This window comes from Bifidobacterium lemurum, assembly GCF_014898175.1.
GTDB lineage: Bacteria > Actinomycetota > Actinomycetes > Actinomycetales > Bifidobacteriaceae > Bifidobacterium > Bifidobacterium lemurum.
Genome location: NZ_CP062948.1, coordinates 650,888 through 664,669, shown reverse-complemented (window position 1 = coordinate 664,669; position 13,782 = coordinate 650,888). Strand labels below are relative to the sequence as shown.

3 protein-coding genes are annotated in these 13,782 nt (G+C 68.0%); all 3 read left to right on the top strand.

The genetic code is table 11. The features are described 5' to 3' along the window. The first annotated feature begins 138 nt into the window (after window positions 1-138). The 3 genes from BL8807_RS02560 to BL8807_RS11930 all read left to right on the top strand — a co-directional run bounded on the left by BL8807_RS02560 (window position 139) and on the right by BL8807_RS11930 (window position 13,567). Window positions 139-2,145 carry an ATP-binding protein gene (locus tag BL8807_RS02560; RefSeq protein WP_083570063.1) on the top strand — a complete coding sequence of 669 codons (2,007 nt, stop codon included), beginning with the start codon at window positions 139-141 and terminating at the stop codon, window positions 2,143-2,145. Further along, on the top strand, window positions 2,142-3,797 hold the full coding sequence (locus BL8807_RS02555) for an acyl-CoA carboxylase subunit beta (RefSeq protein ID WP_083570064.1): 1,656 nt from the start codon (window positions 2,142-2,144) through the stop codon (window positions 3,795-3,797). The genes BL8807_RS02560 and BL8807_RS02555 overlap by 4 nt, the downstream gene beginning before the upstream one ends. Before the next feature lie 221 nt (window positions 3,798-4,018). Continuing rightward, a complete protein-coding gene (locus tag BL8807_RS11930; RefSeq protein ID WP_226847437.1) occupies window positions 4,019-13,567 on the top strand; it encodes a type I polyketide synthase in 9,549 nt (3,182 codons plus the stop codon). Window positions 13,568-13,782: the final 215 nt, after the last annotated feature.

Below are 13,782 nucleotides of genomic sequence, written 5' to 3'. Positions count from 1 at the left end.
AAACGGGCGTTCCCCTCGCCCGCAATCCTAGGGAGTCCGCATTACGGTGACGTTTGTGGAACCCGACAAAACATGTTCGTGCGTTTTGTGTGATTCGGATGTTCCATTGTGTGCGAAATCCGAGGATGATTTGACGTTATGGCTCAAATCGTCAAGAAACTTTTGGTCGCGAACCGCGGCGAGATCGCGCTGCGCGTGGTGCGCACCGCCAAGGAGATGGGCATCTCCACCGTGGCCGTCTACGCCGAACAGGACCGCGACAGCCAGTATGTGGACATGGCCGACGAGGCGTACCTGCTCTCCGGCGACACCTACAAAGACACCTATCTCAACGAGGACCTGCTCATCGACATCCTCACGCGCTCCGGCGCGCAGGCCGTGCATCCGGGCTACGGATTCCTCTCCGAAACCCCGAGCTTCGCCTCCAAAGTGACGGCCGCCGGCGCGGTCTGGGTCGGGCCGAGCAGTAGCGCACTGACCGAACTGGGCGACAAGATCACCGCGCGCCGCGTGGCCGTGCGCGCCAAAGTGCCGCCCGTGCCGGGCATCTCCGACGCCGTGCGCGACATCCGCGCGCTGCTCGACTTCGCCCACACGCACGGCTACCCGATCATGATGAAACGCACCGACGGCGGCGGCGGACACGGCATCACCGTCGTGCGTTCGGACGAGGAGCTGCGCCGCTTCTACATGAACCACGACGCGCTGCAGGGCGGCGACCTCGACAGCTACTTCATCGAGAAATTCGTGGACCAGGCCCGCCACGTCGAGACGCAGTCCGGCCGCGACTCCCACGGCAACTTCACCGTCTACTCCACGCGCGACTGCTCGCTGCAGCGGCGCAACCAGAAACTCGTCGAAGAGGCCCCCGCGCCCTTCCTGCCCGAAAGCGTGACGGCCACGCTCAAGGAATACTCGCGCCGCCTGTTCGAAACGGTCGGCTATGTGGGCCTGGGCACCTGCGAGTTCATGGTCACCCCCAACGGCAAGGTGTACTTCCTCGAAGTCAACCCGCGCCTGCAGGTCGAACACACGGTCAGCGAAGAGGTGTGCGGACTCGACCTGGTGCGCGAACAGCTCACCATCGCCGCCGGCGGCGAACTCACCGAAGCGGGCGAACCGCGCGGGCACAGCTTCGAACTGCGCATCACCAGCGAGGATCCGGCCACCAACCTGACCCCCGGCGCCGGCACGCTGGAACGCATCGTCTGGCCCTCCGGCGCGGGCGTGCGCATCGACACCGGCGTGGTGGAAGGAGACACCGTCTCGCCGAAATTCGACTCCATGATGGGCAAGGTCATCGTCACCGCGCAAAGCCGCGAGGCCGCCGTGGCCCGCGTGCGCCGCGCGCTTGACGAGCTGGTGATCGAAGGCGTGCCCACGCCGGTCGCCCTGTACAAGGAGATCTTCCGCAACGACGAGTTCACCGCCGAACACGGCCACGACTTCGCCGTAAGCACCAAATGGCTCGAACGCACGTACCTCAACCGCGAACCCGATGCGGCCCGCTCCGGACAGCCCGCGTCGCTGGCCGCCGGCGGGGCGGGGGAGACGGCGGCCACGCCGACCGAAACCTTCATGATCGAGGTGAACGACCGGCGCGTGAAACTCACCGTGCCGCTCGACATCGTCGAGAACATCACCGGCTCCGCACGCGCCCGCGGCAGCAAGCGCCCCATCCAGCCGCTGCGCGGACAGAGCCTGCACAACGTGGCCGCGGCCGCCGAACGACGCGACGACGGCGCTCGCTCCGGCGTGATCGCCTCGCCCATGCAGGCGGTCGTCACACGCATCGCCGTGGCCGAAGGGCAACGGGTGGGCAAGGGCGACCTGCTCGTGGTGCTCGAATCCATGAAGATGGAGAACTACGTGTACGCGCCCGCCGCCGGCGAGGTGACCAAGATCTTCGTCGGGCCGGCCGACGGCGTCGAAGCCGGCGACACCCTCGTCACGCTGGACGTGGCCGGCGGCGGCCAGCCGGGGGCTGCTGGTCAGCCGGGGGCGGCGGGACGGTCGAACCAGTCGAGTCAGCCCGACCAGCTTGACCAATCCGACCAGCCCGATCAGTCGAACCAGCCCGATCAGTCGAGCCAAGACCAGTCGAGCCAAGCTCACTCAAGCCATGGCGAAGGAGGCGAACGATGACCGACATCATGGATATGCCCGCCGTGCGGGGCGCGGTGGCGCAGGGCGGATCCCTGGCCGGCGGCGAAGCCGGTCCCGGCGGAGGGGCCGGGACCGGCGCGGGCGAACGGCAGCCGCTGCGCACGGCCGTCGTCAAAGCCGCCGAACTCGCGCGCGACGCCGAAGCCAACGCCCGCACGCGTCAGCACGCCAAAAACAAGAAAACCGCGCGCGAACGCCTCGACCTGCTGTTCGACACCGGCTCCTTCGAGGAGATCGGCCGCTTCCAAGGCGGCGACATCAACGACGGCAAGGCCGGCGCGGCCGTCATCACCGGCTTCGGCCAGATCTACGGGCGCAAAGTCGCCGTCTACGCGCAGGACTTCTCCGTGCGCGGCGGCACGCTCGGCACCGCGGAAGGCGAGAAGATCTGCCATCTCATGGACATGGCGCTCGACCTGCGCGTGCCCGTCGTGGCCCTGATCGACTCGGGCGGCGCGCGCATCCAGGAGGGCGTCGCCGCGCTCAACCAATACGGGCGCATCTTCAAGAAAACCTGCGAGGCCAGCGGATACATCCCCCAGATCTCGCTGATCCTCGGACCCTGCGCGGGCGGCGCCGTCTACTGCCCGGCCCTGACCGACCTGATCATCATGACCCGCGAGAACTCGAACATGTTCGTCACCGGGCCCGACGTGGTCAAAGCCGCCACCGGCGAGACCATCTCCATGGCCGACCTCGGCGGCGGACTCGTGCACAACACCGTCTCCGGCGTGGCCCACTACCTCGGCGAGGACGAATCCGACGCCATCGACTACGCGCGCACCGTGCTCGCCTACCTGCCCGGCTGCTCCGACGAGAAACCGCCCGTCTACGCCTACGCCGCCACCCGCGCCGACCGCGACACCGCCAAACGACTGGCCGGCATCGTGCCCGACAACGAACGCCAGCCCTACGACATGCTCGACGTGGTGCGTTGCATCACAGACTATGGCGAATTCGTGCAGGTACAGGAGCTGTTCGGCGCCTCCGCGCTCGTCGGATTCGCCTGCATCGAAGGCCGTCCGGTCGGCATCGTGGCGAACCAGCCCAACGTGCGCGCCGGCATCCTCGACGTGGACAGCTCCGAAAAAGTCGCCCGATTCGTGCGCCTATGCGACGCGTTCAACCTGCCCGTCGTCACCCTCGTGGACGTGCCCGGATACAAGCCCGGCTCCGACCAGGAGCATGCGGGCATCATTCGCCGCGGCGCGAAGGTCATCTACGCCTACGCCAACGCGCAGGTGCCCATGGTCACCGTGGTGCTGCGCAAGGCCTTCGGCGGCGCGTACATCGTCATGGGATCCAAGGCCATCGGCGCCGACATGAACTTCGCCTGGCCCAGCTCGCAGATCGCGGTGCTCGGCGCGGCCGGCGCGGTGAACATCATCCACCGCCACGACCTGGCCAAAGCGCGCGACCAAGGACGCGACGTGGAGGCTTTGCGCGCCAAGTACATCGCCGAATACGAGGAGAGCACCGTCAACGCGAACCTCTCCCTCGAACTCGGCGCCATCGACGCGATGATCGACCCCGAACAGACGCGCGAGGCCATCGCCGAATCGCTGCGCACCCTCGCCGGCAAACGACGGCGCAAACGCACCACCAAACACCACGGCAACCAACCATTATGACCCCGCGCATCCGTCCTCCCTCGTCATCCTGAGCGGAGCCCGTTCCATTTCTCCGTCATCCTGAGCGGAGCCCGCAGGGCGGAGTCGAAGGATCCCAGTGAGATGCTTCGACTCCACTTCGTTCCGCTCAGCATGACGGGTGGGGGAGCCGTTCCGCTCAGCATGACGGGTGAATACCCCGCATACGTAAGACCAAAACACACAACCAGCAAGGACAAGCAATGACAGACACCTTCTTCCTCAGCCGTCTCGCCGCCGAGCCGCACGCGCTCGCCTTCGCCGGCCAGTCCACGCCGTGGACCGCCGCGCTCGCCGACCTGACGTCCGACCCCACGCTCGACGAGACGCTGCGCGACCACGCCGCCGCGGCGGACCGTCTGCTCGCCCCCGTGGCCGCCGACCTGCTCGCCACCACGGGCCGCCCGGTCGACCTGTTCGGCTTTACGCCCGACTCCGCGCGTCTCGGCGCGGCCGCCGACGCCAGCGTCTCGGTCGAAGGCATCGCCCTGACCCAGCTGGGCGCGATGGCCGACGCCGCCAACCTCGGCTACGACGTCGCCTCCGCCCGGCCGGTGGCCGTGCTCGGACACTCGCAGGGCATCCTCGCCGCGCATATCGTCGACGCGATTCGCGCCGCCGGTTCGATCGAAGCCACGCGCGACGAAATCGTCGCGATTCTCGCCATCGCCCGGCTGATCGGCGTGGCCGGCACCCGCCAGGCCCGCGCGCTGGGATTGGCCGCCAAACGCGGCGACGCCACCCCGATGCTGTCGGCCAAGGGCGTGAGCCGCGAACAGGCCGAAACGCTGATCGCCCGCGTAAGCCGCGCCCGCGGTCCGATCTCCATCGCCGTGACCAACGCCGCCGACCACATGGTGCTTTCCGGCCACCCCGAGGACCTCGCCGCCTTTGCCGTCGAAGCCGGGAAGGAGCACAAGCATCAGGCCAAGCTGCGCGACGAGAAGGTGCGCGGCGGCTCCGTGTTCGACCCCGTGCTCGAATACCTCGACGTGACCCTGCCGTTCCACTCGCCGCTGATGGCCGACGCCGTCGAACAGGCCGTCGCCTGGGCCGGTGCCGCCGGACTCGACGAATCCCGCGCCCGCACCCTCGCCGAAGAGGTGCTCGTCAACCATGTGGATTGGGCGGGCCGCGTGCGCGCGCTACTCGAATCCACCGACCCGGCCTCCCTGTGGATCGTGGACATGGGCCCGGGCGTCACGCTCGGCAAGCTTGTCTCCAACCTGGTGCAGGGCACCGGCGTGGGCGTGGTCGAAGCCGACACCATCGCCGCGCGCGCCGGCCTCGCCACACTGGACGGCGAACCCGAACGCACCCAGAACTGGCATGACTTCGCCCCGCGTGTGCTCAGCACGCCTGCCGGCGACAAAATCCTCACCAAATTCTCCGAGCTGACCGGCAAGCCGCCGGTGCTGCTGCCCGGCATGACGCCCACCACCGTCGAGCCGGAACTCGTCGCGGCCGCGGCGAACGCCGGCTACTGGGCCGAACTCGCCGGCGGCGGCCAGGTGACCGCCGAAGTGTTCGACCGCCATATCGCCCGTCTCGAGGAACTGCTCGAAGAGGGGCGCACGGTCGAATTCAACGCGATGTTCATGGACCGCTACCTGTGGAACCTGCAATTCGGCTCCTCGCATATCGTCACCAAGAAGCGCGCTTCGGGCGCTCCGATCGACGGCGTGGTCGTCTCCGCCGGCATCCCCGAGTTGGATGAGGCCGTGGAGCTCGTCAGGTCGCTGCAGGCGGACGGACTGCCCTACGTGAGCTTCAAGCCCGGCACGGTCGACCAGATCCGCCAGGTGGTGCGCATCGCCAAGGCCGTGGCCCCCACCACCATCCTCGTTCAGGTCGAAGGCGGCTCCGCCGGCGGCCACCACAGCTGGGAGTCTCTCGACGACCTGCTCATCAACACCTACGCCGAAGTGCGCGCCTGCGAGAATCTCGTGCTCGTGGCCGGCGGCGGCATCGGCACGCCGGAACGCGCCGCCGACTACATCTCCGGCCAGTGGGCCCGCGCCTACGACCTGCCCGACATGCCCGTGGACGGCGTGCTCGTCGGCACCGCCGTGATGACCGCCAAAGAGGCGCACACCAGCCCGCAGGTCAAGGAGCTGCTCGTCAACACGCCGGGCATCACCTCCTTTGAGAAGAATCCCGACCCGTTCGCGCCCCGCGGCGAACAGTGGGTGCCGGCCGGAGGCTCCGTCGGCGGCGTGGCCTCGGGCCTGAGCCACCTGCACGCCGACATCTACGAGGTGGAGAACGCCTCCGCAGCGTGCGGACGACTGCTCGTGCACGTCATGAAGCATCCCGAAGAGCTGGAATCACGCCGCGACGAGATCATCGACGCGCTGAACGCCACCGCCAAGCCGTATTTCGGCGACCTTGCCGCCATGACCTATCTGGCGTGGGCGCGCCGCTTCGCCGAACTGTCGTTCCCGTGGGCCGACGAGACCTACGCCGACCGATTCCTGCACCTGCTGCAGCGCATCGAAGCCCGCGTGAGCGCGCAGGACAGCGGCGAATTCGCCTCGCTGTTCGCCTCGCGCGCCGACGTGGAGGCCGACCCGTTCGCCGCCCTCGAACGTCTCGCCGCCGCCTATCCGCAGGCCGACGAGATCACCGTGACCGCCGCCGACGTGGCTTGGTTCCCGGTGCTCGTGCGCGAATGCCCCAAGCCCATGCCCTTCGTGCCGGTCATCGACAACGACCTGCTGCGCTGGTGGGGCCAGGACCAGCTGTGGCAGTCCGAGGATCCGCGCTATTCCGCCGACTCCGTGCGCATCATCCCCGGCCCGATCGCCGTGGCCGGCATCACCACCAAAGACGAGCCCGTCGCCGACATCCTCGGCCGCTTCGAGACGGCCGCGCTGGAACGCGTGCGCGGCATGATCGGTGAGGCGACAGCGGCCGAATCCGAGCTGGGCGCCGCCGCAAGCGTCGAGGAGTTCATCCGCAAATCCCCGAACATCTCCTGGGTGGGGCACCTGACCTCCAACCCCGCCTTCGGCACCGAAGCGGGCGACGAGCATTACGAAATCCGCGCCGTCGACGGGAAGAACGGCGAATACGACCTCGACATCCACCTCGACACCTTCTGGGACGGCGATCCCGACGGCGGCGCATCCAAGCACGCCGTGCGCGACATCGTCATCCCCCTGACCGTGCGCTCCGGCGAAACCGGCCTGCTGCCGGTCGTCAACCGCGAGCGACTCGTCGGCCACGTGTACGACATGCTCGCCGCCACCGCCGGCATCGGCAACACCGCCATCACCGGCGACAAGCTCGAAGCCATGCCCGTGATCGAAGGGGCGGATGCCGACGCGGTGTTTGGAGTGGCGCGCGCGTCCTACACGTTGTCCGCCAACCTCGGCTTCGACCATGAGGCCGCCACCGCCGGCACCCTGCCGGGACTTGTCACCTCCCGCATCGCCCCCGACGCGCTGGTCGGACCGGCCTGGCCGGCGATCTACGCGGCGCTCGGCTCCGTGTATGTCAAGGGCTATCCGGTGATCGAAGGCCTGCTTAACGCGGTGCATCTCGACCATCTCATCGAACTCGAGGTAAGCGAGGATGAGCTGCTGGAGCATGTGGGCGAAACCATCGCGCTGACCTCATGGGCCGAGGACTATTTCGAATCCGCCTCCGGACGCGTCGTCACCATCCATGTGGTCCACACCGCCGCCGACGGTGCCGTGCTCGCGCGCGAAACCGAACGCTTCGCCATCCGCGGACGCGTCTTCTCCGACGCGCTGCCGAGCGAGGCGCCGGAGTATGGCGACCTGCTGCGTGTGATGGGCGCGGGGGATGCTTCGACTGCGCTGCGCTCCGCTCAGCATGACGAGGAGGGGGCGAGTTCCGCCCGGCATGACGGGGAGGATGCGAGTTCCGTCCGGCATGCTGGGAAAGAGACGAGTTCTGCTCAGCGTGACGAGGAGGGGGAGCGTTCCGTCCGGCAGGAGGGGGCGAGTTCCGTCCGGCATGACGGAGACATCCGCTTTGAGACGGTCGAACCCACGCCGAGGCGTATGCTGCGCCGCGTCAAGGTGAAGGCGCCGCACGAGATGACCGCGTTCGCGCGCACCTCGGGCGACTTCAACCCGATCCACACCTCCGTGCGCGGCTCGCGAATCTCCGGCCTCGCGGCCCCGCTCGTGCACGGCATGTGGCTGTCCGCCACCGCCCAGCACGTGGCCCAGGCCGTGGACGAGAAAGGCGCGCACTACGAGATCGCCGGCTGGACCTACAACATGTACGGCATGGTCCAGCTCGACGACGAAGTGGAGATCAGCGTCGAACGCGTCGGCAAGGTGCGCCACGGCGGTCTCGCCCTCGAAGTGACCTGCCGTATCGACGGACAGCTCGTCTCGCGCGCCACCGCCATCGCCCGCGCCCCCAAGTCCGCCTTCGTATACCCCGGCCAGGGCATCCAGTCGCAGGGCATGGTGCTCGACGAGCGCGCCAAGTCCCCGGCCGCACGCGACGTGTGGGAGCGCGCCGACCAGCTCACCCGCACCCGTCTCGGATTCTCGATCCTCGGCCTCGTGCGCGACAATCCCAAGGAACTGACCGCCAACGGCGTCACCTACCGTCACCCCGAAGGCCTGCTCAACCTCACCCAGTTCACGCAGGTGGCGCTCGCCACCGTGGCCTTCGCCCAGACCGCGCGTCTGCGCGAAGCCGGCGCCGACATCTGGCCCGCCTACTTCGCCGGCCATTCGCTGGGCGAATACAACGCGCTGAGCTCCTTCGCCGACGTGATCCCGCTGGAAACCGTGCTGGAACTCGTGTTCCACCGCGGCTCCACCATGCACCATCTCATCGAACGCGACGCGCAGGGCCGCTCCAACTACCGCATGGGCGCGCTGCGACCCAACCAGTTCGGCGTGGACGACGCGCACGTCAAGGAATACGTCGCCTCCGTGGCCGAAGCCAGCGGCGAATTCCTTGAAATCGTGAACTACAACCTCGCCGGCCAGCAGTACGCGGTGGCGGGCACCATCGCCGGACTCAAGGCGTTGCAGGCCGACTCCGCGCGCCGTGTGGCCGAATACGGCGGCAGGAAGGCGTTCATGCTGGTGCCCGGCATCGACGTGCCGTTCCACTCCACGCTGCTGCGCAAGGGCGTGCCGGAATTCCGCGACAAGCTCGACGCGCTGCTGCCGGCGTATATCGACTACCGCGGCCGCCTTGAAGGGCGCTATATTCCGAACCTCGTGGCCGCGCCGTTCGAGATGACCCGCGAATTCGCCGCGAAGATCCTCGAGGTCGTGCCCTCCGAGCGCATCCAGGCCGCGCTGGCCGACCCGGCCGTGTGGGACTCCTACGCCGCCGACGACCAGAAGCTCGGCCGCTTGCTGCTCACCGAACTGCTCTCCTGGCAGTTCGCCTCCCCGGTGCGCTGGATCGAAACCCAGGCGCTGCTGTTCGGCAGCGAGACGCAGGGCGGACTGGGCGTCGAGGAATACGTCGAGGTCGGCCTCGGCAACTCGCCGACGCTCGCCAACCTCGCATCCAAGACGCTGGCGTTGCCGGAATTCGCCGGCCGTGACGTGACCGTGTACAACGTGGGCCGCGACGAGGGCCGCGTGTACATGACCGACACCGATTCTCTGGCCGCTGAGGTGGAGGATGAGGTTGAGGAGGTTGCTGTGGCTGCCGCTGCGGCTTCCGTGGCCGCCGATGCCCCGGCTCCGGTCGCTCAGGCCGTGCCTGCCGCTGCGGTTCCCGTCGCCGAGCCCTCCGCTCCGGCATCCGGTGCCGTTTTAGGGTCGTCCATTGTTGACATCCCCTTCAAGGCTTCCGACGCCATCGCCACGCTGCTGGCCTACTCGGCCAAGGTGCGCCCCGACCAGATCGGCGGCAACGACACCACCGACACCCTGACCAACGGCGTCTCCAGCCGTCGCAACCAGCTGCTTATGGACATCAGCTCCGAGCTGGGCGTGGCCAGCGTCGACGGTGCCGCCGAGGCGAGCATCGACGCGTTGAGCGCGCTGGTCAACAAGGTGGCCCCCAACTACAAGGCCTTCGGTCCGGTGTTGAGCGACATCGTGCGCGACCGCGTGCGCGGTCTGCTCGGCGCGGCCGGCATCAAGGTCGCCGGCGTGGAGAAGCGCGTCACCGACGTCTGGCAGCTGGGCTCCGGCTGGGCCTCGCATGTGGTCGCCGCCTTGGTGCTCGAAACGCGTGAGGGTGCGAGCTCCCGCGGCGGCGAGCTGGCCGGCCTGCCGACCGCGGCCGCGTCCAACGCCTCCGCCGCGAACGAGCTGATCGACGCGGCCGTGCAGAAGGTCGCCGCCGCCAACGGCGTGAACGTGGCCCTGCCGAGCGCCGGTGGCGCGGCTGGCGGTGCCGTGGTCGACTCCGCCGCGCTGAACGCCTTCGCCGAACAGGTGACCGGCCCCAACGGCGTGCTCGCCTCCACCGCCCGTTTCATCCTGGGCGAGCTGGGCGTGAGCGCTCCCGTGGCCGAAACCGAATTCGACGAGAACGCCGCGGTGGTGGCCGCCGTCGAAGCCGAACTCGGCTCCGACTGGCCCAAGCAGGTCGAACCGCGTTTCGACGCCGACAAGGCCATTCTCTTCGATGACCGCTGGGCCTCCGCCCGCGAGGATCTCGCCCGCGCGTTCTACAACGACGACGCCTCCGCGCTGTCCGGCAGCTTCGCCGGACTCGGCAAAGCCGTGGTCGACGAAGCCAAGTGGTTCGCCGCCAAGGCGCAGTCCGCCGGAAAGCGCGAGCTGGCCGACGCTTTCGACCGCGTGGCCAACGAGGCGCTGACCCCGCTGCGCTCCGCCGAGGGCTCGCAGACGCGGTTCGCAGGCGACATCGCCGTGGTCACCGGCGTGGCCCCCAACTCGATCGCCGCGCAGGTGGTCGTGGGACTGCTGGCCGGCGGCGCGACCGTCATCGCCACCTCGCACAGCTTCAAGCCGAGCGTCAAAGCATGGGCCAAGCAGGCCTACCGCGAGCACGCCACCGGTGAGGCCAAGCTGTGGCTCGTGCCCGCGAACCTCTCGAGCTACCGCGATGTGGACGCCCTGGTGAACTGGGTGGGCAACGTGCAGAAGAAGACCTCCGGCGCGACCACCACCATCCTCAAGGAAGCCTACGAGCCGAGCCTGTTCTTCCCGTTCGCGGCCCCGCCGGTGCACGGCACCCTGGCCGATTCGGGCGAACTGTTCGAATCGCAGGCGCGCCTGATGCTGTGGGGCGTGGAACGCGCGATCGCCGGATTCTCGGCCATCGGCGCCGACACCAACGTGCAGCACAAGCTGCATGTCATCCTGCCCGGCTCCCCGAACCGCGGCATCTTCGGCGGCGACGGCGCGTACGGCGAGGTCAAAAGCGCGTTCGACGCGATCGTCAACCGCGCCCGCGCCGAAAAGATATGGAGCGAGCGCGTGACCTTCGCCCACCCGCGCATCGGCTGGGTGCGCGGCACCGGACTCATGGGCGGCAACGACCCGCTGGTCGAGGTGGTGGAGCGTCACGGCCTCAAGACCTACTCCACCGAGGAGATCTCGGTGAAGCTGCTCGACCTGGCCTCCCTGGAATCCCGCGAACAGGCGGCGCTCGCCCCGATCGACGCCGACCTGACCGGCGGACTGGGCAACGAGCCGATCGACATCAAGGCGTTGCGTGCCGAAGCGATGCAGGATATGGCATCGAAGGAGAGTGGGCGGAAGGACGAGGTTGGCCCCGACGCCAAGCAGTCCGGCGTGCTGATCAAGGCGCTGCCGAGTCCGCACGTCCCGATCCAGCCGAAGGTGGACCTGGCCGACTGGCAGGGCGTGACCGCGCGTCCCGAAGACCAGATCGTCATCGTCTCCGTGGGCGAGCTGGGACCGTGGGGTTCCGGACGTACGCGCTTCGAAGCGGAACTCGGCATCCACTCCGACGGCACGGTCGAGCTGTCCGCGGGAGCGGTGCTGGAACTCGCGTGGAATATGGGCCTGCTCTCCTGGCAGGATTCGCCCACGCCCGGCTGGTATGACGCCGACGGCACCCTCGTGCCCGAAGAGGACATCCACGAGCGCTACCACGACGAGGTCGTGGCCCGCTCCGGCATCCGCCCCTTCGAAGAGGGCATGGGATCCGACTACAAGGACGGCGCCGACGAGGAGGAGGCCGAGGTCTTCCTCGACCACGACGTGACCTTCGCCGTGCCCACCGAGGCCATCGCCAAGGAATACGTCAAGCTGGACGAGGCGCACACCACCATCGCGCCGGACGCGGAATCCGGCGAATGGAGCGTGACCCGTCACGCCGGTTCGATGATCCGCGTGCCGCGCCGCGCCACCATGACCCGCACGGTCGGCGGCCAGTTCCCGACCGGTTTCGACCCGGTCAAGTGGGGCATCCCCGCCTCCATGGTCGGTGCCGTGGATCCGATCGCGCTGTGGAACATCGTCACCACCGTGGACGCCTACCTCTCCGCGGGCTTCACGCCCACCGAGGTGCTGCAGGCCGTGCATCCGTCGATGGTCGCCAGCACGCAGGGCACCGGTTTCGGCGGCATGCACTCCATGCGCAAGCTCTACCTCGACCGGTTCCTCAACCACGAAATCCCGACCGACATCCTGCAGGAGGCCCTGCCGAACGTCGTGGCCGCGCATGTGATGCAAAGCTACATCGGCGGCTACGGCAACATGATCCAGCCGGTTTCCGCCTGCGCCACCGCCGCGGTCTCGCTGGAGGAGGGCTTCGACAAGATCGCCCTCGGCAAGGCCGACTTCGTGGTCACCGGCGCGATCGACGACATCGGCGTGGAATCCGTGATCGGCTTCGGCAACATGAACGCCACCGCCAACTCCGCCGAAATGTACGGCAAGGGCATCGACGCGCGCTTCTTCTCGCGCGCGAACGACCGTCGCCGCGGCGGCTTCCTGGAATCCCAGGGCGGCGGCACCGTGCTGCTCACGCGCGGCGACATCGCCCTGAGGATGGGACTGCCGGTGGCCGGCGTGGTCGGATACATCCACTCCTTCGCGGACGGCGCGCACACCTCCATCCCCGCGCCGGGACTGGGCGCTCTGGCTGCGGGCCTCGGCGGACGCGACTCCAAGCTGGCGCGCGACCTGGCCAAGCTGGGCGTCACCCCGGACGACATCGCCGTGGTGTCCAAGCACGACACCTCCACCAACGCGAACGACCCGAACGAATCCGAGCTGCACAACACGCTCGCCCACGCCATCGGGCGCACGGAGGGCAACCCGCTGTTCGTCATCTCGCAGAAGACGGTCACGGGCCATGCGAAGGGCGGTGCCTGCATCTTCCAGGTCAACGGCCTGACCCAGCTGTTCGGCTCCGGCGTGGTGCCGGCCAACGCGGCGCTCGACTGCGTCGATCCGAAACTGGAGCGCGACGACCATATGGTGTGGGTCACCAAGCCGCTCAACATCGGCGCGGCTGGCCCGGTCAAGGCCGGTCTGGCGACCTCCCTCGGCTTCGGACACGTGAGCGGTTTCGCCGCGATTGTGAACCCGGGCGCCTTCGAAGCCGCCGTGGCCAACACCGCCGGCCTTGAGGCTTTGGAGGCTTGGCGCGGGCGTGCGAACGCGCGTCTCGCCGCCGGTCAGCGCCGCCTCGAGGAAGGCATGATGGGCCACGCCGCGCTCTACGAGCCGATCGACAACCGTCGATTCCGCGAGAACGGCCGCGGCTACGACGCGCACGAAGTGGAGAAGGCCATGCTGCTGAATGCTGACGCCCGTTTGGGCGCGAGCGGCTTCTTCGAAGCCTGAGCGGTAGGCGTTTGACAACGATTTAACCACTTGACGAGTTCGGCTCCCGATTTTCCGCGGAAAACCGGGAGCCTTCTCGTTGCGGTGGTTAAATCGTTGCTTTCTTAGCGCCGCTTATTTCTTCCATACAAGAAGAAATCCCCATTTTGGCACCTAATTTCTTCTATACAAGAAATTCGTGTCGAAATACGCCCCAATTTCTTGTATGGAAGAAA